Here is a 23,848-nt window from a genome sequence, read left to right as displayed (position 1 = left end):
CCAACCTCTCGATTACTCGCCAGTAGCACAACGATTGTTTCGGCAAATCGTCGGAAAAGCTTTGCCGGCGAGTGACGGAGATTTATCCGCGTATGACACCTGGTGGTTCCGCCGGGTGGCCGCGCGTCGCCCGGACCGTGCTCCGAATGTGCTGGGGCGGCGCGCCGAACCACCGTCGGGTGGCCCGGGTCAGCGCCGACTGCTCTTGCAAACCGATCAGAGCGGTAATGCGTGCCATGGAGAAATCTGTTTCGCTCAGCAGTCGATACGTCGCATCGCGACGGGTTTCATCCAGCAGCCGGGAGAAGGTGGTGCCCTCCGCGGCGAGAGTTCTTTGCAACGTGCGTTCGTGCACCGTCAGTCGTTCCGCGACGGCGCCGATGGTCGCGGTCATGGCCAGAGCTTCGATCGCGGTGCGCACGCGCGCGCTCATGGTCCGTCCCGGCCCGGGAAAGTTTCGGCTCAGATAGTCGACCGCCAGCGTCCGCACCGCGGGATTGCTGCCGACAACGGGCTCTTGCAGCACGTCGGCGGCGATCCGAAGAATGGTGGTGTCGTGTCCGAACGACGGGGCGAGGCCGAAGAAGTCGAGATAGCGACCGGTATCGAGCGGTGCCGGGTGTGGCAGGCGCAGGCCGCGGAGTCCGTAGTCGCCGCCCCTGGTGCGCTGCAGCGTCGTGTGCAGGACGCCGACAGCGAAGTCGATACCCTGCGTGAGACCGGCCGCTTCGGCCGGATCGGCGAGATGGATGCCGACTACCCCGGCGTGCCGTTCCGGATCGGGCACCAGTTCCAGCACGAGGCCGGCGTGCTGGATGTGCAGGTATCGGCAGATTTGCTGCAGGGCTTCGCCGACCGTGGCCGAGTTCATGGCCGCTACCATCAGGAATCCGAACTCCGACCCGTCCTGGCGGGCGGCCAGCCGCAGTCCGAAATCGGGACAGCCGAACTCCACGGCGGCGACCTCCAACGCCCAGCCCAGCGATTCGGCCGTGACGACCGCGTCCTCGCTGTCCATCGTCGTCGGGGCGATCCCGAAACGCTCGAGCATGCGACACCCGTCGCCGCCGAGTTCGTCGACCAGCGCCGCATACCCACGCAAGCTCGCCGCTTTGGCCATCACCGCCATCGGGCACCTCCAGAATCCTCGCGATACAACGGTGTAACGCGAACCCGGCAGAAACACGCGGATACAACGGGAATTCGCGAGCTACCGGGCAGCCACCGAACAAACCCCATATCAGTCTTACCTGAATATGGGTCGAAGCAGGTCCGATCCGCCGCATATTTACGACAGCGCCGCCGTGCCGCCCGCAATGGTGCGGTGCCGGCTATTCCAGCGACACGGATCGAGATGCGCGAACGCCGGTTCGCCGCGCAAGCCCCGGCGTTAAAGTGGGTGGTGCGGTGTCGTTCATCGCATTGTCGCAGTGGGCAATCCACCCGAGAGGGGAGGAACCGTGGCGCAGCAGGGGGAGTTCGGGTTCGTGCCGTTGTGGCCTTTTCGGAGTGAGGCCGAGGCGGTGGAGTGGCAGGCGGCGTATCGGACGGACGGGGCCGATGCGTGGCATCTCGACGCGGAACTGACCGCGCTCACGTTCACGCAGGAGTATCTCGGCCTGCGGACGGTGGACCAGGTGGTGGTCGGCGTCGGCCGCAGCGATACCGGCGGGAGCGAGCGTTTCGTCGGCGTCGGGTTCGCCGCGCCCAACGGGGCCCAGATCACGGCGGCGGTGCTACATCTGGCGCGGATCGGAGCCGGTGACGATGCGCCGTGGGAGGTGGTCGGATCCGACGGCGGCACGCTGTCGGTGGACGAGCCGGGGTACGGGGCGACGGTGACCTCACCGCTGACGGTGAGCGGCCGGATCACGGGGGTCGACGAGAGCCTGACGGTGCAGATCCGGGTGCACGGCAGCGCGGAACCGGTGGGCGTGGTCTCCGGTATCGCCGCGGGCGGGACCGATGAGCCGTGGTCGGCGATCGTGCCGTTCACCGCGGCACCGGGCAGCGTGCTCACGATCGCGGTGTCGACGGGCGGCCATATCGCCGAGGTCGAGCATTTCGCCGTCACCGGCGCTCGGCACTGAAACCGCTACACCGCGACCACAGGAAGGGCAGAGCCGTGACCCAGTTGATCGACTTCTCTGCCGCGCTCATCGAGCCGGCCGATATTCGGGCGGCCGGATTCGCCGGCGTGGTCGGGTATTTCTCGGAATCGCGCCCCGGCACGAACTTCGGGGCGAAACCCTTGCGCCGGGACTATTGCGATCGACTGCGCGCCGAAGGCCTGGAGATCGTCACCAACTACCAATACGGCAAGGGGCCGACGGCGGACTGGCGCGGCGGCTACGACGGCGGCGCGCGGCACGCGGAGACGGCGCTGCGCTTCCATTTCGAGGCGGGCGGTCCCGGCTACCGGCCGCTGTACGCGCCGGTCGACGACAATCCGACGCTGGACGAGTGGAACAGCCTGATCGCGCCGTTCCTGCGCGGCTGGGCGTCGGTGGTCGGCCCGGAATGGACCGGCGTCTACTGCAATGCCCGATGCATCGATTGGGCGTTGGAAGACGGTGTCGGGCAATGGTTCTGGCAGCACAACTGGTCCGGTGACCCGTCCATCAACGAGCACCATCCGGCCGCCCACATGCACCAGATCGAGATCGATCAGCGGGAGATCTCCGGTGTCGGCATCGACGTCAACGAGGTATTGCGGCCGGACTACGGTCAATGGTCGGCCGCGCGCACACCAGGACCGGTTTCGCCGATCAGCCGGGAGGACGACCAGACCGGCATCAGCCCCAACACGTCGTCCCGCGGCGGTGCGCCGGTGCTGTGGTTTCTGCTGCACACCCAGGAGGGCAACGGCGACGCCCAATCCCTGGCCAACTATCTGCAGAACCCGAATTCGGGTGTCTCCTACCACTACACCGACGACAACACCGGCACGGTGATCGACGTGGTGGACACCGATCTGGCCTCGTGGTCGGTGCTCAGCGGCAATTCGCGGTCGATCAACCTGTGCTTCGCGGGGTCGCGCGCGGCCTGGTCGCGTGACGAATGGTTCGCGCGGATGCAGCGCGGTATCGACTGCGCGGCCTGGCTCGCCGTGCAGGACTGCCGCAAGTACGGGTTGCCGATCCGGACGATCTCGCCCGAGGAATTGGGCGCCGACGAGCGCGGCGTGGCCGATCACAACGCGTACACGATCGGCAAGCGGGACGGCACGCACACCGATGTCGGACCGAACTTTCCGTGGGACTACTTGAACGCGAAATTGGCGGAGTACGGCGGGTAATCGAATCGGAGGGATCTGATGGTGACACGGCGAGCGTTGCTGTCCGGCGCCGCCGTGCTCGGCGCCTCCCTGACCGCGCCCGGACTGTCCGGCTGCAGCGGCGACTCGAACGCGTTGACCTTCTTCTTCCAGGCCGCCCCGGCCGAGGCGCGGGTGCGCAGGCAGATCATCGAGGCGTTCGGGCGGCTGCACCCGGAAATCGAGATCCGCGTGCAACTTTCGGGCCCCGACCCGCAGCAGCAGATCCTCACCTACTGCGCGGGCGGGAAATGTCCGGACATCCTGATGCAGTGGGAGTCGTACTCCCGGTTCGCCGCCCTGGGCGTGCTGCAGGACTTGAATGTCATGCTGGACAAGGACCCTGCCTACGCCGCGCAATTGCGAGGTGACAGCACCCCGAATCTGTACGAGACGTTCACTTTTCAAGGCGGGCAGTACGTCTTGCCTGAACAGTGGGCGGGAATCTTCCTGTACTACAACAGAAAACTGTTCGACGAGGCCGGGTTGAAACCGCCACCGGCACGCTGGCGCGACGCCTGGACCTTCGCGGAATTCCTCGCCACCGCACAAGCGTTGACCGAGCGCGACGCGTCGGGCCGGACCACCAGGTGGGGTTTCGTCGATGCCTGGCCGGTGCCGCGCTGGTCGGCGGCGATTTTCGGGATGAACAACGGCGCAGCCTGGTTCACGCCCGCGATCGATCCCACCCGGACCAACATCGATGACGATCGTTTCATCGAGGGCTTCCAGTTCTACACCGATCTCTCGGTGCGGCACCGGGTCGCGCCGCAGGCCGCCGACCTGCAGGCGCAGTCGGCGCTGGATCTGTTCATGCAGGGCAAGGCGGCGATGGTGCTGACCGGGCACTGGCAGTACAGCGGTTTCCTCGCCGCGCCCGACCTGGATTTCGATGTCACCGTGCTGCCGGTCGGTCCGCAGGGACAGAGCGCCAAATCCGATGTGGGCACGACCGGTTTGGCTATCGCCGCGTCCAGCGCGAAGAAGGACCTGGCCTGGGAGTTCGTGAAGTTCGCGACCGGTCCGGCCGGGCAGCGTGCCGTCGCGGAGTCGGGCCTGTTCGTTCCGGCACTGCAATCAGCCCGGCGTTCCCCCGAATTCGTCCGGTCGCACACCAGGATCCGCAACCTCGAGGTGCTGATCGACGGGCCCGACAACTCCAATCACCTTCCGGTGAGCCCGCATTGGCCACAGGTCGACGCCGCCTTCACCCGCTTCTCCGATCGGGTGCTGCGCGGCGCCGCCCCCGCGTCCTGGTTCAAGGACGGCCCGGCCGCGGAACTCAACCGGTTGCTCCAGGGGTCGGTGTGACTGCCGTCGGCCAGCGCGGCGCCGGTAGGCGTCCGTCCGGCCTGACCCGTCGCAAAGCGGCTGCGGGCCGTACTTTCATCGCGCCGAATCTGCTTGCGGTGCTGGTGTTCCTGGTGTTCCCGCTCGGATTGTCGCTGTATCTGAGCTTCCACCACTGGAATATGTTCAGCGCCCCGGAGTTCGTCGGCGCGGCGAACTATCGCCGGCTGTTCGCCGAGGACCCGCTGTTCTACATCGCGCTGCGCAATACCGTTCTGTTCACCGTCGTCACCCTGATCCCCACCGTCGTGATCAGCCTCGCCGTCGCCGCCGCGCTCAACGAAAAGGTCAGGGGCATAGCACTTTTCCGCAGTGTGATGTTCATGCCGCTGGTCGCGTCCACCGCGGCGATCACCGTCGTCTGGAAGTTCATGTTCGCCACCGAAGGCGGGCTGTTCAACGCGATGCTGGGGTGGTTCGGCATCGATCCGGTGCAGTGGCTGGCCGACCCGAACTGGGCGCTGGTGTCGCTGTGCCTGGTCAGCATCTGGAAGAGCGTGCCGTTCGCCGCGGCCGTGCTGCTCGCGGCGATGCAGGGCGTGCCGACGGAGCTGTACGAGGCCGGGCGTATCGACGGCGCGGGCGGGTGGCAGCGGTTCCGGTCGATCACGCTGCCGCTGATCCGCCCCGCGCTGGGCTTCGTCTTCGTCATCACCATCATCAACACGGTGCAGGCCTTCGATCAGGCCTATGTGCTGACCGGCAGCGCGGGCGGTCCGGAAACCGGGACCTATCTGTTCGGCATCATGCTGTTCCAGAACGCGTTCGTCTTCAACGATCTCGGCTACGCGTGCGCGCTGGCCTGGGTCATCTTCGCGATCCTGCTCGCGCTCACCTACTTCCAGCTGCGACTTTCGCGCACCGGCGCCGAGGAGACCTGACGTGGCCGTCACCGCGAGATATCAGCGTGTCATCGCCCGGCGCACCGTGCGCGGCGTGCTGGTCTACCTCGCGCTGGTGGTGATGGCGTGGTGCGCGCTGCTGCCGATCCTGTGGGCGCTCGCGGGCTCGCTGAAGCCGCCGGGCCGGATCACGGGGACCGACCTCGTCCCGGACGATCCGCAGTGGTCGAACTACCGGCTCGTCTTCGAGTTCGTGCCGTTCGAGCGCATGTTCCTCAACACGGTCCTCTACGCGGGACTGGTCACCGCCGGGCAGGTGTTCTTCTGCTCGCTGGCCGGGTACGCCTTCGCCCGCTTGCCGTTCAAGGGGCGCGACGTGATTTTCCTGGCTTACCTGGGCACGCTCATGGTGCCGTTGACGGTCACCGTGATTCCCCAGTTCATTCTCATGCGCACGTTCGGCTGGGTGGACAGCCCGCTCGCGATGATCGTGCCCGGCCTGTTCGGCAGCGCCTTCGGCACCTATCTGATGCGGCAGTTCTTCCTCACGCTGCCCGCCGAACTCGAGGAAGCCGCCATCCTCGACGGCTGTTCGCTCTGGCAGACCTATTGGCGAGTGTTGTTGCCGCACACCACGCCCGCGGTGCTGGTGCTTGCCGTGCTCACCTGGGTCACGGTGTGGAACGACTTCCTCTGGCCACTGATCATGATCCAGCGCGACAGCATCTCCACGCTCAACCTGGGCCTGGTCTGGATGCAGGGCCAGTACACCGCCAACTGGCCGGTGTTCATGGCTGCGTCGATGATGATGCTGGCGCCGATGCTCGTCGTCTACGCGCTCACTCAGCGTGCTTTCGTGCACGGTATCGCGACCGCGGGACTCGCCGGACGCTGAAACCGTTGCACTGCAACAGATCAGGCGGCTAAACCGGACCACTGGGTGACGGTGTAGGGCCGCTCGCCCAGTCGTCCGTTCCACGAGCTGATGAGCAAGGTCAGATTCGCGGGGCTCGCACTGCCGGGATGCAGGTAGCCGCCGTACGGGAACGGCTGGGTCCGCCGGAACCAGTGCGTGGGCGGCCACATCGTGCTCCCGACGACCTGCGTTTTCGGCGCGGTCCAGATGCGGTCGGGGCGCGGGGCGGTGCGGGTGCGGATGCTGAAGTCCGTCACGTCGAAATAGCTCATGACGTACAGCTCGCCGATGCGTTTCACCGAGAACTCGGCGATGCCGTTCTCCCACCCGAACAGCGACGAGGGCGCGGCCTGCGCGGCGGGCACCCACTGCCACGTCTCGTCCAGGTAGACCCAGTGCTCGCGCGTGTCGAGATCGCCGTGGAAGAAATCGGCGGGCCGGTAACGGAACAGCTGGATCTGGCCCCGGTCGCCGGTATAGAAATGGCTGCCGTTCCAGGCTTTGCTGAAGACGTACAGCAGCCCGTCCGGGTCGACGCCGGCGAACGACCACATCATGTCCAGGCTGCCGGGGTTGCCCTGCCCGTCGCCGGGCCAATGGCGGTCGAAATCCCGCCAGGTCGCGCCGTTGTCGTCGGAATAGGCGATGCCGGCCATGAGCGAACCGTCCACCGCGCTGCCGGGCCCGACCCAGCGGTGCACCGAGGTGTATTGGATGAAGATCCGGTTCCGCCCGTCGACGGTGAGGGTGATCGCGTCGTTCGGGATCCGGCTGACCTCGAAGCCGAAACCGTTGTCCGCGTTGTGCTGATAGTCGAACAGTTGCGCGCACGTAGGCATCGGCTCGGACGCGGTGAACGTGATCGGCGTATGCCCGCTCGCGTCGAAAGTGGCCTGGTACAACACGACTGGGCTACCGATGAATTCGCCGGTCGCCTCCTGCCCGCGGAAGGAGTCGCCGAAGACGTAGCCCCAGGTGCCGTCGTATCGTCGATACGGGATGCCCAGATCGCTCGACCCGAGCCCGAATCGGCTGGCCGAGTCGCCCGCGTTGTCACACAGGAAGGTCCCTTGCTGCGGTGTCGTGCGGTTCTTCGGCATGATCCCACCCTCCTCAGCGTCCCTACCGAACATCATGCGGCGCATATCCGTCCGACACGCCGAATTGGCGGAGTCGCCCGCATCGCCGGTGCCGAAGACCTACCGGCTGACGGGTTCCGACTTGCCCGCCCGCCGCAGCAGATAGGGAATGACCAGGTTGTGGCCGGGTTGCATGAGCGCCCACACGAACCGCGCCACTCGGCGGTCATAACGGACCAGCGTGGTCCAGGTTACCGCCGATCCGGTGGTCACCACGATGTTCTGCGCGGCCAGTATCCGTGACTGTGCTTCGAGCACAACGTGGTTCGGACCCCGGTCCGCGATATGCCAGCCGAGCACGTGTTCGGCCGACCGAGGTCCCAATCGCAGCCCCAGCACGACCCGCCACCCGGCCCGCAGCAGAGCGCGCATGAGCGCGGGTGCGTGCTCGAACACCAGCCGGGACCACAGCTCCGGCGTATCGCGCGACCCGGCGGTACGCAACTCGAAGGCCGACACGTGGTCGGCCGCGGCCATGTCCTCGCTGATCGGCAGCTGCGGCGGGGCCGCAACTCGCTGAACCCGCTGCGCGGTCGTCTTCATCCTCCACCCATCCCTGCGCGAGACGACTTACTACGACCTATCGTAGTAAGTCTGCCCGCTAGGACGGGTGCCTGTCCGGGGAACTGCAGAATCGATCGCCGCCGCGCCACGTCTCATCGACGGCGTGTGTAACTCGATTCGCGGTGGAAAAGGGAACGGCGCAAGAATACCCATTGAATCGCGATTTCGCCATCGATTGTCGGTTCCAGGTGCTGTCGACTTCGCCTTCGCCGGTATCGTGCGGTGATGTGACATCGCTATTGCGTTTCGCTGAAACACCCTGTCTCCGCTGCCATTTCGACTGCCGGAACCTGTGATAGCGCGTTGCCTCGGCCGACGAAGTGTGATGCAATCTCTGGTGGCGAGAAGGGGGTGACGAGCGAGTTGACAAAGAATGATCTGGCTGCACTGTTATTCGCCTCGATATCGAGCGCGTTGGCCGATCTGACATTGTCGTAATTGTTTCCGTGTCGCGGCCGGGGGAGAGGTCATCGGTCGCAACGGTGCTGAATGCTGAACTGGGGTTTGTGCCATGGCGATTATCGCTGGACTCGGTCGCGTTCGGCGACCGCGCCCTTATTCACGGCGCAGAGTCTCTATTCGATGCGGCGATACAGTAAAGGAAGGTTTCCCATGCATGTCGGGTTGCCCATGGTAGCGAACAACCTCGTCGAAAGCTCGGCCGGTGAACAACAATTGTGTTCCGCGATCGTCGAGTTTCCCCTTTCGGAACTGCTGCCGCCGGAATCGTCGCCCAGAACGGCCGGCGAAAATGCGGCGCACATACGGATGCTCGCCGAATCGTCGACCGCTTTTCCGCCGATCGTCGTGCATCGGCGCACGACGCAGGTGATCGATGGCGTGCACCGGTTGCGCGCCGCTCAGTTGCGTGGCGACAGCACGATCTCGGCCGTGCTGTTCGACGGCAGCATCACCGAGGCGTTCGTACTCGCGGTGAAACTCAATGCGGCACATGGTCTGCCGCTGTCGCTGTCCGATCGCAAAGCCGCCGCGCTGCGCATCCTGATGGCGTATCCGCAATGGTCGGACCGCGCGATCGCCGCCGTCGCCGGGATCTCGCCCAAGACGGTCGGGGTGATCCGTAGCCGGTCGGCTGAGGAGATTCCTCAGCCGACCGGTCGGATCGCGCGCAACGGCGTGCTGCACCGGACCGATATCTCGGCAGGCAGACGACGTGCCGCGGAGTTGTTCACCGCCGACCCGAATCGGTCGGCGCGTGCGGTGGCGGTGGCGGCCGGGATTTCGCTCACCACGGCCAAGGAGGTCCGCAAAGAACTGCGCGGCGGTTCGGATCCGCGGCCGGCCCGCTGGGCAGGCGCGGATCCCGCGGCGGGCCGAGCCTCCGGCGATGAGCCGGAGGCCAGGGCAGACGCGGATTTCGGTGCGCGGTGGGCGCTCACCGCGGCGGTGCTGCAGCAGTTGCGCCGGGATCCGTCGCTCCGTTTCACTGATGCCGGGCGCAAACTGCTGCGCTGTTTGGAGACCCCTTTCGACAACGGCGACGATTGGGGCTCCGTCGTGCACAACATTCCGAGCCACTGTGCACCGAATATCGCGAAACTCGCCCGGCAGCGCTCACAGGATTGGCAACAACTCGCACTGCTGCTCGATCAACGCTCGGAAACCGGGTAATCGGCGCGACCGGTATCGAATATTGACACCTTGCGGACCGTGAAAGTAACGTCGGCGACGTGCACAGCAGGATTTTCCGCAGCTGAATCCTGATTTCTGCAAACCTTTCCGTGATATCTCCACCGGTATTTGTCACGCCGGTAGAAGGGGGCTTATCGATGATTACCCTGGACCAGGTCGAGGCCAAGATCAGGCATAAGCTCAAGGGCAATTATCCGGCCGATCTCGTGCTCTCCGGCGACACCGCATTGGAGGATATCGGGCTGTCGAGTCTGCAGACCGCCGAGATCGTCTTCGAGCTGGAGGAGGACAACGAGATCGAATTCGATCCCGCGAAGGCGGCCGATATCCAGACGCTGGGCCACCTCGTCGCATTGGCGAACGAGATCCTCGCCGAGAAATACCCGTCCGGCGAGGAAATTCCACGATGAACGGCCGCGAGCACTACATATATATCCTCGCGGCGTCCATCCTGCCTTTCGTCGGCGTCATCGCGGCCATGGTGCTGCTGTGGAACTCCCTGGTCGGCCCCGCGGACCTCGCCGTTTTCGTCATCATGAGCGTGATCGGCGGACTGGGGGTTTCCATCGGCTATCACCGACTGCTCGCGCACCGGTCGTTCAAGACCACCCGGCCGATCAAACTCTTCTTCGTGACCGCGGGGGCAATGGCAGGTCAGGGGCCGCCGCTCATCTGGGTCGCGCACCATCGCCGCCACCACCGGGTGGCGGACAAGCCCGGTGACCCGCACTCGCCCTACTTCGAAGACCGAGTGGACTTCCGCGGCGTCGTGAAAGGTCTGTGGCACTCGCACCTGGGCTGGCTCTTCGACAAGAATCTGTCCTCCGATCCGGTGCGCTACTGCCCGGATCTCTGCCGGGACGCCGACATCCGATTCCTGTCGATCAGATTCGTGCCGGTCGTGCTCGCGGGCCTGCTGCTGCCGGGTCTGCTCGGGCTGGCTTTCACCGGCACCTTGGCCGGTTTTCTGACCGGCATCCTGTGGGGCGGGCTGGTGCGGATGTTCATCGGTAACCACGTGACCTACGCGGTGAATTCGATCGGACACTACTTCGGCCGACGCCGCTTCGACACCGCCGACGAATCCCGCAACGTGTTCTGGCTGTCGATCCCGTCCTTCGGGGAATCCTGGCACAACAACCACCACGCGTTCCCACGGTCGGCGCGGCACGGATTCCGTTGGTGGGAGCTGGATCTCAGTGCCCTCACCATCTACACGCTGGAGAAGCTGCATCTGGCCTGGGACATCATCCGCATCGACCCGGCCAGACAGCGGCAACGGGCCGCCGGGCTGAGCCGGGTCGGCAGCGGCCGCACCGCACCGCACGAGCCCGCCCGCCCGCTGGCCGAGCGCGGGCAGGCGAGCGCCAAGGACCTGGGTCCCGTCGACGTTGCGGATGTGGAATGACTCTGTGGCAGCGGCTTTTCGAGGATTCGCGATCGTTCGAATCCAGCGCCGCCTTCTGGGTCGATGGCGAATATGTCGCGACGAGTTGGGCGGAACTGGTTGCCGGGGCGCAGGATACGACCCGCGCGTTGCGTAGGCACGGGGTCGGGCCGGGCACCCGGGTCGCGATCGTGCTCACGAACGGCCCGCACGCGGCCCGCGCGCTGGTGGCGAGCTGGATGTGCGGCGCGGTGGTGGCTTCGCTGCCCGTGCGGGTGGCGGGTACCGACGCCGCCGGTTACGCGGACCAATTGCGCGTCATTCTCGATCAACTGGAACCCGTTGTGCTGCTGGCGGATGCCGCCTTACTGGCGAGCTTGCCGGGCCCGCGCGACGGCGGGGTGCCCGGTATCGCGTTCGAATCTCTCGACCGCGGACGGGACAGTGTCGCGCCGGCGCCGCCCGATGCGGACGAGGTGGCGTTCATCCAGTACTCCTCGGGCAGCACCGGGTCGCCCAAGGGCTGCATGCTGACACCGCGGGCGATCGCGGCACAGCTGGACCTGCTGGCGAACCTGACCGAGGCCGCGCCGGGCGAGGTCGGGGTCTGCTGGTTGCCGTGGTCGCACGACATGGGGTTGTTCGGCGGCTTGCTCAGCGGCTGGTGGAACGACGTCACCACGTATTACTCGACGCCGCAGCGGTTTTTGATGTCGCCGAAGACCTGGTTCGAAGACATCGCGCGCTACGGGGCGCACTACACGGCGGGCAGCCCGACCGCTTTGCAGGTGGCGGCCCGGGTCACCAGGCTGCGCGCGAAACACCTTCCCGGTTCGTTGGCCCAGCTGAAGGCGGCCATCATCGGGGCAGAGCGGGTCTATTGGGAGGTGCTCGAGAACGCGGTCGCCGACCTGGGCCGATTCGGGTTGCGCCGGCAGGCGCTGATGCCCGCGTACGGCCTCGCCGAGGGCACACTCGCGGTGACCGCGACGCCGCTGACCGAGGAGCCGCGTTTCCTCGCGATGGACGCGATGGCGCTCGCGGCGGGCCGATTGCGCCGCGTCGATCCGGCCGATCCCGGTGCGACGAAGGTGGTCAGCGCGGGTCCGGTCTGCCGGGGCGCGGAGCTGGTCGAACCCCTCCCGGATCAGGAACGGCTCGCGCCGATCCGATTCCGTTCGGTGTCGTTGGCCAGCGGCTACTACGGCGATCCGGTGCGCACGGGTCAGCACTTCGACGACGGGGTGCTCGATCCGGGCGACCTCGGCTTCGTCGTGGACGGTCACCTGTACCCGGTCGGACGAAGCGACGACATGATCTCGGTGGGCGGCCGCAATGTGTATCTGCGCGAGGTCGAGAAGGCCATCGAGGTGTCCGGCGGTCTGCGGTGGGGGTGTTCCACGCTGGTCGACGCCGATCGTGTCGGTCGACCCTGGCTGACGCTGCTGGTCGAATCGGGCGGTGCCCGCACCGACTACGGCGAGGTGGCTCGCGGGGCCGCGGCCGCCGCGATGGCAACGGGTGCACTGGAACTCGACGAATGTGTGTTCCTGCGCCGCAACGCGTTGCCGAGGACCCCCAGCGGCAAGATCCAGCGGCATCGCTGCCGAGAGCGCCTCGCCGCGGGTGGCTTCGCGCGGGTGGCGACCGTGCAACTCGCGGAACAGACGGAGCCGGCGTGAACGAAACCATCCCCTTCAGAAAGCGACGCATCCTGGTCACCGGTCCGTCCGGTGTGATCGGCCGGGCCTTGGTCGAGGCGCTGTCGCGGCACCACGTCACCGGCTTGGTGCACGCTGACACCGAACTGCCGGACGTCACCGAGGTCGTCCACGGCGACCTGTCCAAGCCACTGCTCGGCTTGACCGCGTCGCGGTGGCACGAACTGGCCGAGCGGGTCGATGTCGTGGTGCACTCGGGCGCGCTGACGACGTGGGGCAAGAGCCGCAGCCGCTACCAGGAGATCAACATCGACGGCACCGAACGGGTGCTGGCGTTCGCGCGCCGGGCCGGGGCGCCGGTGCACTATCTGAGCACCTGTTTCGTGCACGGGATCGAACGCACCGGCCTGGCGGATGTCGCGCAGGACAACGTTGTCCGGCCCTATGTCTGGTCGAAACTCGAGGCGGAGCGGCTGATCGCCGCGAGCGGTGTCCCGTACGCCGTCTACCGGCCGACCAACCTGGTCGGCGATTCCCGGACCGGGGCGAGCAGCCGGCGTCAGATCGTGCAGGTGATGTCGGAGTTCATCTGCCGCGGGAAAGCGCCGTACCTGCCCGCCCACCCGGGTAACCTGCTCGACTTCGTGCCGCTCGATGTCACCGTCGACGCGGTGGTGCGCACCCTGGAGGCCGATGATCTGCGCGGGCAGATCGAATGGCTCACCTACGGCGCCGACGCGATGACGGTTGCGCAGGCCAGAGACATTCTGACCGAGCACGCCGCCTCGCTCGGCCGACCGCTCGGCGAACTGCGCATCGTCGACCCCCGTCGGCGGCTGCCGGTTCCCCTGTCGGAACTGCCGCCGTTGACGAGGTCGTTTCTGAAGGTGCTGATCGATGTCAGCGAGATGACCCATGCGGCGGGCGGGGTGCTGCCCAGCTCGAAAACCGAACTGCGCGAACGGCTCGGCGTGGACTTTCCGTCCGACCGTGATGCCTACCGCAGCAGCCTGAAGTTCTGGGCGAACGAGACCGCCGTGGCGCGGACGGCAGAGAGGTGAGCCGCTATGACGAGGACCAGTGACTGGGACCAGCCCGACCTGTCGGGCCGGATCGCGCTGGTGACCGGCGCCAGCCGCGGCGTCGGTCTCGGCGTCGCGCTGGCGCTCGGCGATTGCGGGGCAACGGTTTACGTCACCGGCCGCAGCACTCGGCGCGGTGGCACCACCGAGGGCGTGCCCGGCACGGTCGAGGACACCGCGGAGCAGGTGACGGCGCGGGGCGGGCAGGGGATCCCGGTGGCGTGCGACCACACCGACGACTCGGACAACGCCGCGCTGATCGCGCGCATCGCCGAATCCGATGGCCGCTTGGATCTTTTGGTGAACAACGCCTGGGCGGGCTACGAAAGGTTCAGCGAGGAAGCGCCTTTCCATGCGCCGTTCTGGCAGCAGCCGATGTGGCGCTACGACCTGTTCGCCGGTTCGTTGCGCGCCCAGTACGCGGTCAGCGCTCTGGCGGCGCCGTTGCTGACGCGGGCTCCGGCGGGACTCATCGTGAATGTCTCGTTCACCGACGGCGCGGTCTACCTCGGCCAGGTGCCCTACGACATCAGCAAGTACGCCTCGGACCGCATGGTGGTCGGCATGGCCTACGACTTGCGCAAGACGTCCGTGGTGCCGGTTGCCTTGCATCCGGGTTTCGTGCGTACCGAACGGGTCTCGGGCGCATGGGCTCTCGTCGGCGCGGGTCCGGCCGAGGTCGCGCATTCGCCGGAATACGTCGGCCGCGCCGTGGCCGAGCTCAGCGCCGACGCCGAGTTGGCGAACTATGCCGGCGCCCGCGTCGCCGTCGGCGAGCTGGCGGCCAAGTACGGATTCCGCGACGTCGACGGTCGCCGGCCGCCGCCGTTCCGGCTCGAGGGAACCATCACGCTGGCGGCCCGCATGGAACGCCTCGGCCGGATCGCTCGCACCGTGCCGACGAATCACCGGGAGGGATGAAATGGCCACGGACACCGACTATCTCGGCGCGTCACCGACCGCGATCCAGCATCACTACGACGCGGGCAACGACTTCTACCGGCTGTGGCTCGACCCGAGCATGACCTATTCGTGTGCCCTCTGGGCCGAGGGGGACGACACGCTCGAACGCGCTCAGCAACGCAAGCACGACTATCTCGCCACCCGGACCCGCGCCGCCGGCACCGGACGCGTCCTCGACGTCGGGTTCGGCTGGGGTGCCATGGTGCGGCGGCTGCTCGACACCCACGGGGTCGGGCACGTCACCGGTCTGACCTTGAGCGCGGCCCAGTTGGCCGCCACGACGGCGTGGGCGGACGAGAGGTGTGATCTCCGGCTGGAGAATTGGACCGACCACCGGCCTGCGCAGCCCTACGACGCCATCGTCTCCATCGGCGCGATGGAGCATTTCGCGAATCTGGGCATGAGCCGGGAGCGCAAGATCGCGGCCTACCGGCAGTTCTTCACCAGCTGCCGTGAATGGCTGGTGCCGGGCGGCAGGCTCGGGTTGCAAACCATTGTGCGCGGCCATGATTCGGCTGCCGACTGGGCGATCCAGCGGGAGATGATCAGGGTCAACCGCTGGATCTTCCCGGAATCGGAGGTGCCCTGGCTCGCGGAGGTGTGCGCAGCGAGCGAGGGTTTGCTGGAGGTGGTCTCGGTGCGCAATGACGCCGCCGACTACGCCCGTACCTGCCAGGTCTGGCTGGACCGGCTACTGGCCGACCGTGCCCGGGCCGTCGAATTGGTCGGCCCGGCGACCACCGAACGATACGAACGCTATCTGCGGGTATCCATCGAGGTCTTCCGGCGCAAGCATGCCGGACTGGCCCGAATCGTCTTCGAACGCTGGTAGCTCGAGAAGGATTGCGACACATGCCTACTGGAATTGTTGATTTCGGCAGCTACCTGCCCGGGCCGCCGGTTCCCGCGACGTTCTTCTTCACCGAGGAGGAGCTGGCCGCACCGCTGGCGAACAACCCCATGTTCAAGGCGCCGGCCACCCGGCACCACGTCGGCGACGAGCGTGCCGCGGAGATGATCGTCGCCGCGGCACGGCCGATGTTCGAGCGCCTCGGGCTCGAACCGTCCGGCAATATCGATATTCTCCTCACGAATGTGATGCTGCCGGACCATCCGATCACCGGATCCGGCGCGGAAGCGGCCGCACTGCTCGGGTGCACACCGCGCTGGGTCATCGATCTGCACAACGGCGGCTGTGCGTCGTTCGGCTACATGATGCGGCTCGCGGACGCGATGATCACGAGCGGCGTGGCCCGCACCGCCCTGCTGTGCAACGTGCAGAACGGTGCGGGACAGTTCTTTTCGCAGCCGGGCGTGCGCAAGAGCCCGTTCGCGGCGGTGGCAGGCGACGGCTGCGGGGTCACCTATGTCAGCGCGCACGGCGCCGCGCCGCTGTTGGGCACCAGCGTGATCCATTCGCCCGAGTACGCCACCGACCTCGGCCTGTCGGGCGGGCGGAAGTATTGGGAGCCGGGTACCGAGGAGCTGATGGTGAGCTTCCCGCACGAGAAGCTCGGCGACATCATCCAGCGCGGCAACACGTTGGTGCCGGAAGCCGTCACCGATGTCTGTAAGCAGCTGGGTGTCTCGACCGAGGACATCGACGTGCTGGTGACCAACCAACCGAACAAACTCTTTTTGCAGACCTGGCGGCAAGCGCTCGGCGTGCCTGCGGAGCGCCACTTCGACTCCTATGACGAATTCGGGAACCTGTACACCGCCGGTGTGCCGGTGACGTTCGAACGTGCCCTGCGGGCCGGCGCGGTCGCCGACGGCGATCTCGTCGTCTTCGCCGGTTTCGCGCACGCCGGGGACATGGCGTCCGCGGTGGCGGCCCGATGGCACGGATGACCCCGAAACCGCCTGCCGTGCAGGACACGTCTTGCCCCGACCGCGAGAGGTTCCGATGACCGACATCGCCCCGGCCCCGGCCGCACTATCCGGCTCGGCCCCGGTGAAACACGAAATATATTGGCGTGAAACAGAACCGGTTGTTCCAGGTCCGCCGCTGCGGGGCGACGTCTCCTGCGATGTGTGCATCATCGGCGGCGGATACACCGGATTGTGGACCGCGCACTTTCTCAAACAAGCCGATCCCGGCATCTCCATCCACATCCTCGAAGCCGACTACGCGGGCGCGGGCGCGTCGGGACACAACGATGGCTTCGTCACGCCGACCATCGGGCACAGCCTCGGCGCGCTGATCCATCGGTTCGGCGCGGAACGCTCGAAACTGGCCTATGCCGCGGTGGGTAAATCGATGCTCGAGCTGGGCCGCTTCTGCACCCGATACGGGGTGGACGCCGAACTGGAGCCCGCGGGTTACTACCAGGTCGCGGCCGACGACGACCAGATCCGCCTGCTGGAACGCGATATCGAACTGGCCGCGCTGCTCGGCGCGAAATCCGGGCTCGACCTGCTCGACCGCGATGCGGCGCGCGCGAAGATCGATTCCCCGGCCATCCGGGCCGCCTTCAAAGTCGGTGGGGCGCTGATCAATCCGCACCGGCTCGCGCGTGGCCTGTGCCGAGTCGTCACCGCGGCCGGGGTCCAGGTGCACGAACGGACCCGGGCACTGCGGGTGGCGGCCACGCCGGGGGGATTTCACGTGACCACCGCGCAGGGGCGGGTGGCGGCGAGCCGGGTGTTGTACGCCACCAACGCCTATCAGCATCAGTTCGCCGAGTTCCGGCGCAGAGTGGTGCCGGTGTGGAGCTATGCGGCGGTGACGCAGCCGCTGACCGACGCACAGTTGCGGCAGGTGCGCTGGCCGGACCGCGAAGGGTTCGTCGAGGCGGGCAATTTCATCGTGTTCGGCAGGCTCACGGCGCAGAACCGGTTGCTGTTCGGTGGGGGCCGCGCCGACTACCATTTCCGGCGCGATATGGACGAAGCTCGCCACATCGACAGCCCGCGGGCGACCGCGGCGCTGCGGGCGGTGCTCGCACGGTATTTCCCGATGTGGCGCGACATTCCGTTCAGTCACACCTACGGCGGCTGCGTGGCGATCACCCGGGAGGTCGTACCGCACGTCGGCGCTTTCGGCGACGGCCGGTTCTACGCGCACGGCTACTGTGGCAACGGCATCGCGCTCACCCACACCGCGGGCAAAGCGTTGCGCGACCTCATCCTCGACCGTGACACCTCGTACAGCAATCTGCTTTTCGTACGCGGCAAAGAGAAGTTGTTTCCGCCGGAACCGCTGTCGTTCCTCGGCGCCAAGGCCGTGTCCGCGGTGCTCGCCGCACAGGACCGCCATCCGAAGCTCATTCGTGGCCAGTTCGTCTGAATCCGGGCAACCAGACGTCACCGAAAGAAGATCCGCATGACCGACACGACGGACGACTCGGGTTCGGCTTTCGCGCACCGTGTTTCGCGCTCCGAGCCCGATCAGCGATACGGGCTCTGCCTCGATCTGGTGCTCACCGAGACCGCGGCACTGCTCGGCTGCGCGCCGAACGAGGTGGTGCCGGACCGGGCCTACCTGGACTACGGATACAACTCGCTGGCCGGTCTGGCCTTGACCGAACAGCTGTCCAGAGCGGTTGGCCTGGAGCTGCCGCTCACGATGCTGTTCGACCGGCCGAATCCTGCGGCGGTGGCCGAATACCTGCTCGACCGGATAGCGCCGAGCGTGGCAGGACTCTCTGAAGCGGTTGTGGCAGAACGGCTTCCGGAACAAACGGGCAACTCTGACGAGGATATCGCGGTGGTCGGCATGGCCTGCCGCTATCCGGGTGGAGTGTCCTCGCCGGAGCAGTTGTGGGCGCTCGTCGCCGAGGGGCGCGATGCCATCGGCGATTTCCCGGACGACCGCGGCTGGGATCTGTCGCGGCTGTACCACCCGGATCCGGCCAATCTCGGCACCAGCTACACCAGACACGGCGGGTTCCTCTCCGGAGCAGCGGAATTCGATCCGCAATTCTTCGGGATCAGCCCGCACGACGCGGTGGCGATGGATCCGCAGCACCGGCTGCCGCTCGAGGGCGCCTGGGAACTCTTCGAGCATGCGGGCATCGATCCGACGAGCCTGCGCGGTAGCGCGACGGGCGTGTTCCTCGGGGTCTGCAGCGGCGACTACTGCTATTTGACTCGGGAACCGGCGGCCGGCCTCGAAGGCAGATGGGGCCTCGGGATGATGGACAGCCTCGCGTCGGGCCGGGTGGCCTATGCGTTCGGGTTCCTCGGGCCTGCCCTGAGCATCGATACCGCCTGCTCGTCCTCGCTGGTGGCGGTGCATCTGGCCGCGCAGTCGCTGCGTCGTGGCGAGAGCACCCTCGCCGTCGTCGGCGGGGTCACGGTGATGTCCACTCCCGCAGTGCATGTGGAGTTCAGCAGGCAGCGCGCGCTCGCGCCGGACGGCCGGTGCAAATCCTTCGCCGAGGGGGCAGACGGCACCGGATTCTCCGAGGGCATGGGTCTGGTGCTGTTGGAACGGCTCGGCGACGCACGACGCAACGGCCATCACGTGCATGCGATCCTGCGCGGCTCGGCGGTGAATTCCGACGGCGCGAGCAACGGCCTGACCGCGCCCAACGGCCCGTCGCAAGAACGAGTGATCCGTGCCGCGCTGGCCGACGGCGGACTCGCTCCCGCCGACGTCGACGCCGTCGAAGGGCACGGCACCGGCACCGTCCTCGGCGACCCGATCGAGGTGAACGCATTGCTCGCCACCTACGGTCGATCGCGATCGACGGACCGCCCGCTGTGGCTCGGCTCCCTCAAGTCCAATATCGGTCACACCTCGGCCGCCGCGGGCGTCGGCGGGCTGATCAAGACCGTCATGGCGTTGCGGCACAACACACTTCCGCGCACTCTGCACGTCGATGCGCCCTCTGGGAAAGTGGACTGGGCAAGCGGCGCGGTCTCGCTGCTGACCGACGCCGTGCCGTGGCCATCGGACCAGTCCGGCAGGCGTCGCCGCGCCGCGGTGTCGGCCTTCGGCATCAGCGGCACGAACGCGCATGTCATCGTCGAAGAGCCACCGGCGCAATCGGTTTCCGTCCCGCCGCAACCCGTGTCCGAGACGCCTGCGGTGTGGGTACTCTCCGCGCGCACCCCACGGGCGCTCGCGCTGCAGGCTGATCGGCTGGGTGCCTGGCTCGACGCGCATCCGGGTCAGGACCCTGCCGAACTCGCGAGCGCGCTCGCCGAGACCCGAGCACATCTGGAGCACCGCGCGGCCCTCATCGGGACCGATAGCGCCGAATTGCGCAGCGCCCTGGGCTCCTTGGCCACCGGGGCGGCGAGCGGTGCGGTGCTCACGGGACGTATCCGGCTCGATCGCAGATCCACCCTGGCGGTGATGTTTCCCGGGCAGGGCGCCCAGTACCTCGGCATGGGCACCGAATTGGCTGCGCTGTACCCGGTTTTCGCGACGGCGTATCGCGACGTGCACGCCGAACTCGATCGGCACCTGGATCGGCCGCTCGACCGGATCATCGCGGGCACGGATGAACCGGGCCTGCTCGACCAGACCGGTTACACCCAGGCGGCGCTGTTCGCTGTCGAGGTCGCCCTGTACCGGCTCCTCGAATCCTTCGGCGTGCGACCGGCTTACCTGATCGGGCATTCCGTCGGTGAGTTCGCGGCCGCACACGTGAGCGGCGTGCTGGACCTGCCGGACGCCTGCCTGCTGGTGGCATCGCGCGCCCGGCTCATGCAGGCGCTGCCCGCGGGCGGGGCGATGATCGCCGTGGAGGCCACGGAGGCCGAGATCCGCGCCGATCTGCGCACTTCGGGGACCGACGTGGCCGTCGCGGCGGTGAACGGGCCTGCGGCGGTGGTGCTTTCCGGCCCGCACGAAGAGACCGCCGCGATCGCCGAGCGGTGGTCGGCGGCCGGGCGGCGGATCAAACGCCTCACCGTCAGTCACGCCTTCCACTCGCCGCTCATGGCCCCGATGCTGGCCGAGTTCGCCGACATCGCCGAGCGGATCACCGTCGGCAGGCCACGGATACCTGTCGTCTCGAACCTGACCGGCGCGCCCGCCGACGATTTCGGCACCGCCGAGTACTGGGTGCGGCATGTCCGGGATACCGTGCGATTCGGTGCCGGGCTCGCCTGGCTCACCGCCGCGGGGGTCGACACCTTCCTGGAAGCCGGTCCCGGCGGCCAGCTCTCGGTGCTCGCCAAAGGACATCTCGCCCACTCCGAGCAGGACGCGGTGGTGGTCCCGACGATGCGACCGCGCCGGTCCGAGGGCCGCACCCTGCTCACGGCGTTGGCCACGGCCTACGTCGGCGGCGCGCCGGTGACCTGGTCCGCAGGCCCACCGGCGAGCGCACGGCGGCTCGAACTGCCCACCTATCCGTTCGAACGGCAGCGTTACTGGGTCGAGCGGGCACCGGCGGCGCCGGTGGGCGATGACTGCGGCCTCGTCCCCGATCGGCATCCGCTGTTCGCCGCGACGCTGGAGCTGGCCGAGGGGAGCGGCTCGCTGTTCGTCGGCAGCTGGTCGGCGAGCACCCAGCCCTGGCTGCGTGATCACACGGTCTTCGGCGCCATCGTGGTCGCCGGCGCCGCGATCGTCGAGATCGCGACGCATCTCGGTCGCCGTTCGGGCACACCGGCGCTGACCGAGCTGACCTTGTACGCGCCGCTCGTGGTGCCGCCTGATCGGGCGGTAGCGGTGCAAGCCCGGCTCGAGCCGCTCGGTGCCGGCAGACAGTCGTTCACGCTGCATGCCGACCTGGGTGCGGGATGGACCCGGCATGCCACGGCCACCCTGAGTGCCGATGGCACTGTCGCGCAACCACTGTCGGCCGCGCCACCGCCGGGTGCCGTCGCACTGGACATCGATGGGCTGTATCCGGAACTCGCCCGGCATGGCCTCGGATACGGGCCGGAATTCCAGCGCCTGCGCGCGGCATGGCGGCACGGGGACAGCCTCTACGCCAGGATCGACCCCGCGCCTACCGGAGTGGACGCCGGCGAATTCCTCGTGCACCCGGGAACTCTCGACGCCGCTTTGCACGCCGCGTTACTGGAACGTCCTGACGAGGACGGCACGGTGTGGCTGCCGTTCCTCTGGTCGGGGGTCACGATCCACCCGACGCAGCGATCCGGGTCCGGATTGCTGGTCCGGTTGACCGCGGCGGGGCCGGATTCGGTGCGGATGACCGCGGTCGACGAGTCCGGTGCCGTGGTCATCTCAGTGGACTCTGTTCTCGCACGCAAGGTTTCGCTGTCGCAGCTCGACGCGGCGCGGACCGCTGCGGCGGATTCGTTGTTCCGTTGTGAATGGCACGGCATCGACCTGACCGCGCAGGCGTCGGATCCGGTGGCGGTCGCGGCGGTGGGCACGGCGCAGGTCGCCGGTGCGCGTCGGTACGCCGACCTGCCCGCGCTGATCTCGGATATCGAGTCCGGCGCCGCCGTGCCGGACCTGGTCGTCGTCGACCCCACCGAGCACGTCTCGGCATCGATCGCCGACACGGACGACGTGCCGGCCGCGACCGCGACGATCGCTGCTCGAGCATTGCGCCTGGCACAAGAGTGGTTGTCGGAGAGTCGATGTGCCGGAAGCCGATTGATGTTCTGCACCCGTGACGCGGTATCCGCGCGGCCCGCGGATGTGCTGGATCCCCGGGTGGCCTCCGTGTGGGGATTGGTCCGCAGCGCCCAGACCGAGCATCCGGATCGGTTCCTGCTCGCCGATATCGAGCCCTCGGTCGACGCCGGCACTCTCGGCTCCGCGCTGCGCGCAGGTATTCCCCAGCTGGCGGTGCGGGACGGGCAGGTGCTCGTGCCGCGGTTGCGGCCGATGCGCGCGCCGGACGGTGGCGCGCCCTGGTCGGAGCTCGACGGCTCGGTGTTGATCACCGGCGGTACCGGCGGACTCGGCGCCCTCGTCGCCGAACACCTGGTGGCCGAACACGGTGTGCGGCGGCTGATTCTGGTCGGCCGGCGCGGTGTGCAGGCCCCAGGTGCGCCGGAACTCGTTGCCCGGCTGCGGGAATCGGGTGCCGAGGTGGAGCTGGCCGCGTGCGATGTCGCCGATCGTGCCCAGCTCGCGTCGCTGCTCGCCCGGGTCCGCGCCGGGCATCGGCTGCGCGCGATCGTGCACGCGGCCGGCGTCCTCGACGACGGCGTGCTCGAGGCGTTGACCGCCGAGCGCTTGGATCGCGTGCTGCGCCCGAAGGTGGCGGCGGCCTGGCATCTGCACGAATTGACGGCGGAGCTCGACCTCGTCGCGTTCGTCCTGTTCTCGTCGGCAGCGGGCGTGCTCGGTGCACCGGGTCAAGCGAACTACGCTGCCGCCAACGCCTTTCTGGACGGGCTGGCCGGCTGGCGGCGGGCACATGGCCTCGCCGCGGTGTCGATGGCCTGGGGCATGTGGGCGCAGCCGAGTGCGATGACCGGCGAGCTGACCGCGGCCGACCGGGCGCGCCTGGCGGGCGCCGGGTTCTTGCCGCTGGAGCGGCGAGCGGGACTGAGATTGTTCGACGCGACAGCCGTTTGCGCCGAGCCGTCCGTCATCCCGCTGGCGCTGGATCCGGTCGCGCTGCGCGCGTCGGGAATCCCGCTTTCGCCGGTACTCGCGGATCTCGTTCCCGCCCCCGCCGCCACTGCGGCGTCCGGGACGTTCGGCAGGCAGTTGGCGCAATTGCGGGGCAGCGAACGGGAATCGGAGTTGCTGCGGCTGGTCTGTGTGGAGGTCGCCAGTGTCCTGCGCTATCCGTCCGGCGACGCGGTCGATCCGGAACGGGCCTTCACCGATCTCGGCTTCGACTCGCTGGGCGCGGTGGAACTGCGCAACCGGCTGAGCTTCGAAACCGGCCTGGTGATACCGACCACCGTGATCTTCGATCACCCCTCGCCCGCCGCGATCGCGGACTACTTGCACGAGGCGATGTTCGGCTCGGCAGGCACACCAACGGAATTCGCGGCCGAACACGAGTCGGCCGGGACAGAACTGGATGTGCTGGACGCCGAGTCGCTCATCCGGCTGGCGCTGTCCGAAGACTGACTCG

The 23,848-nt window shown here is 67.6% G+C and carries 18 protein-coding genes; 15 read left to right on the top strand and 3 right to left on the bottom strand.

What is annotated here, in order from left to right:
- Positions 1–82: 82 nt before the first annotated feature.
- Positions 83–1,129, bottom strand: a complete 1,047-nt coding sequence (locus O3I_RS29290) for an AraC family transcriptional regulator (protein WP_014986634.1) — start codon at positions 1,127–1,129, stop codon at positions 83–85.
- Between the two features lie 331 nt (positions 1,130–1,460).
- On the opposite strand from O3I_RS29290, the gene O3I_RS29285 reads away from it, so the two are divergent.
- From O3I_RS29285 to O3I_RS29265, 5 genes are read left to right on the top strand one after another with little or no spacing between them, the layout of a single operon-like run.
- Complete coding sequence (locus O3I_RS29285; protein ID WP_014986633.1) at positions 1,461–2,090, top strand: hypothetical protein; 630 nt, start codon at positions 1,461–1,463, stop codon at positions 2,088–2,090.
- A gap of 35 nt (positions 2,091–2,125) precedes the next feature.
- On the top strand, positions 2,126–3,298 hold the full coding sequence (locus O3I_RS29280) for a glycoside hydrolase domain-containing protein (protein WP_014986632.1): 1,173 nt from the start codon (positions 2,126–2,128) through the stop codon (positions 3,296–3,298).
- A gap of 18 nt (positions 3,299–3,316) precedes the next feature.
- On the top strand, positions 3,317–4,627 hold the full coding sequence (locus O3I_RS29275; protein WP_014986631.1) for an ABC transporter substrate-binding protein: 1,311 nt from the start codon (positions 3,317–3,319) through the stop codon (positions 4,625–4,627).
- A complete protein-coding gene (locus O3I_RS29270) occupies positions 4,624–5,547 on the top strand; it encodes a carbohydrate ABC transporter permease (RefSeq protein ID WP_014986630.1) in 924 nt (307 codons plus the stop codon). Before O3I_RS29275 ends, O3I_RS29270 begins: the two co-directional genes overlap by 4 nt.
- A 31-nt stretch (positions 5,548–5,578) precedes the next feature.
- A complete protein-coding gene (locus tag O3I_RS29265; RefSeq protein WP_424769590.1) occupies positions 5,579–6,403 on the top strand; it encodes a carbohydrate ABC transporter permease in 825 nt (274 codons plus the stop codon).
- A 20-nt stretch (positions 6,404–6,423) separates the two neighbouring features.
- On the opposite strand, the gene O3I_RS29260 is transcribed toward O3I_RS29265, so the two are convergent.
- Positions 6,424–7,524, bottom strand: coding sequence for a DUF4185 domain-containing protein (locus O3I_RS29260; RefSeq protein WP_014986628.1), 1,101 nt, complete (start codon positions 7,522–7,524; stop codon positions 6,424–6,426).
- A 99-nt stretch (positions 7,525–7,623) separates the two neighbouring features.
- Positions 7,624–8,106: a DUF2867 domain-containing protein gene (locus tag O3I_RS29255; protein ID WP_014986627.1), complete on the bottom strand. Its 483-nt coding sequence runs from the start codon at positions 8,104–8,106 to the stop codon at positions 7,624–7,626.
- A 651-nt stretch (positions 8,107–8,757) separates the two neighbouring features.
- Between O3I_RS29255 and O3I_RS29250 the strand changes: the two genes are divergently transcribed.
- From O3I_RS29250 to O3I_RS29205, 10 genes are all read left to right on the top strand, one after another.
- On the top strand, positions 8,758–9,759 hold the full coding sequence (locus tag O3I_RS29250) for a ParB/RepB/Spo0J family partition protein (protein ID WP_167829187.1): 1,002 nt from the start codon (positions 8,758–8,760) through the stop codon (positions 9,757–9,759).
- 158 nt (positions 9,760–9,917) lie between these two features.
- Positions 9,918–10,190, top strand: coding sequence for an acyl carrier protein (locus tag O3I_RS29245; RefSeq protein WP_014986625.1), 273 nt, complete (start codon positions 9,918–9,920; stop codon positions 10,188–10,190).
- The gene (locus tag O3I_RS29240) at positions 10,187–11,188 is read left to right on the top strand and encodes an acyl-CoA desaturase (RefSeq protein ID WP_014986624.1); all 1,002 of its coding nucleotides are present in this window, start codon (positions 10,187–10,189) and stop codon (positions 11,186–11,188) included. The genes O3I_RS29245 and O3I_RS29240 overlap by 4 nt, the downstream gene beginning before the upstream one ends.
- Positions 11,185–12,849 carry an AMP-binding protein gene (locus O3I_RS29235; RefSeq protein ID WP_014986623.1) on the top strand — a complete coding sequence of 555 codons (1,665 nt, stop codon included), beginning with the start codon at positions 11,185–11,187 and terminating at the stop codon, positions 12,847–12,849. The genes O3I_RS29240 and O3I_RS29235 overlap by 4 nt, the downstream gene beginning before the upstream one ends.
- A complete protein-coding gene (locus O3I_RS29230) occupies positions 12,846–13,889 on the top strand; it encodes an SDR family oxidoreductase (protein ID WP_014986622.1) in 1,044 nt (347 codons plus the stop codon). The genes O3I_RS29235 and O3I_RS29230 overlap by 4 nt, the downstream gene beginning before the upstream one ends.
- Before the next feature lie 6 nt (positions 13,890–13,895).
- Positions 13,896–14,831, top strand: a complete 936-nt coding sequence (locus tag O3I_RS29225; protein ID WP_014986621.1) for an SDR family NAD(P)-dependent oxidoreductase — start codon at positions 13,896–13,898, stop codon at positions 14,829–14,831.
- A 1-nt stretch (position 14,832) separates the two neighbouring features.
- Positions 14,833–15,705: an SAM-dependent methyltransferase gene (locus tag O3I_RS29220; protein ID WP_014986620.1), complete on the top strand. Its 873-nt coding sequence runs from the start codon at positions 14,833–14,835 to the stop codon at positions 15,703–15,705.
- A 20-nt stretch (positions 15,706–15,725) separates the two neighbouring features.
- Entirely contained in the window at positions 15,726–16,724 is a 999-nt protein-coding gene (locus O3I_RS29215) for a 3-oxoacyl-ACP synthase III family protein (protein WP_014986619.1), read from the top strand.
- A gap of 55 nt (positions 16,725–16,779) precedes the next feature.
- Positions 16,780–18,162 (top strand): NAD(P)/FAD-dependent oxidoreductase, encoded by a 1,383-nt coding sequence (locus tag O3I_RS29210; RefSeq protein ID WP_014986618.1) that lies wholly within the window; start codon positions 16,780–16,782, stop codon positions 18,160–18,162.
- 36 nt (positions 18,163–18,198) lie between these two features.
- Positions 18,199–23,844 (top strand): type I polyketide synthase, encoded by a 5,646-nt coding sequence (locus tag O3I_RS29205; protein WP_014986617.1) that lies wholly within the window; start codon positions 18,199–18,201, stop codon positions 23,842–23,844.
- Positions 23,845–23,848: the final 4 nt, after the last annotated feature.

Source organism: Nocardia brasiliensis ATCC 700358 (genome assembly GCF_000250675.2).
Classification (GTDB): domain Bacteria; phylum Actinomycetota; class Actinomycetes; order Mycobacteriales; family Mycobacteriaceae; genus Nocardia; species Nocardia brasiliensis_B.
This window is presented reverse-complemented; position numbering and strand designations above follow the sequence as displayed.

Coding starts and splice junctions, on each gene's coding strand:
- O3I_RS29290 (WP_014986634.1), bottom strand. CDS start 1,129: ATGGCGGTGATGGCCAAAGCGGCGAGCTTGCGTGGGTATGCGGCGCTG.
- O3I_RS29275 (WP_014986631.1), top strand. CDS start 3,317: ATGGTGACACGGCGAGCGTTGCTGTCCGGCGCCGCCGTGCTCGGCGCC.
- O3I_RS29260 (WP_014986628.1), bottom strand. CDS start 7,524: ATGCCGAAGAACCGCACGACACCGCAGCAAGGGACCTTCCTGTGTGAC.
- O3I_RS29255 (WP_014986627.1), bottom strand. CDS start 8,106: ATGAAGACGACCGCGCAGCGGGTTCAGCGAGTTGCGGCCCCGCCGCAG.
- O3I_RS29250 (WP_167829187.1), top strand. CDS start 8,758: ATGGTAGCGAACAACCTCGTCGAAAGCTCGGCCGGTGAACAACAATTG.
- O3I_RS29245 (WP_014986625.1), top strand. CDS start 9,918: ATGATTACCCTGGACCAGGTCGAGGCCAAGATCAGGCATAAGCTCAAG.
- O3I_RS29240 (WP_014986624.1), top strand. CDS start 10,187: ATGAACGGCCGCGAGCACTACATATATATCCTCGCGGCGTCCATCCTG.
- O3I_RS29235 (WP_014986623.1), top strand. CDS start 11,185: ATGACTCTGTGGCAGCGGCTTTTCGAGGATTCGCGATCGTTCGAATCC.
- O3I_RS29225 (WP_014986621.1), top strand. CDS start 13,896: ATGACGAGGACCAGTGACTGGGACCAGCCCGACCTGTCGGGCCGGATC.
- O3I_RS29220 (WP_014986620.1), top strand. CDS start 14,833: ATGGCCACGGACACCGACTATCTCGGCGCGTCACCGACCGCGATCCAG.
- O3I_RS29215 (WP_014986619.1), top strand. CDS start 15,726: ATGCCTACTGGAATTGTTGATTTCGGCAGCTACCTGCCCGGGCCGCCG.
- O3I_RS29210 (WP_014986618.1), top strand. CDS start 16,780: ATGACCGACATCGCCCCGGCCCCGGCCGCACTATCCGGCTCGGCCCCG.
- O3I_RS29205 (WP_014986617.1), top strand. CDS start 18,199: ATGACCGACACGACGGACGACTCGGGTTCGGCTTTCGCGCACCGTGTT.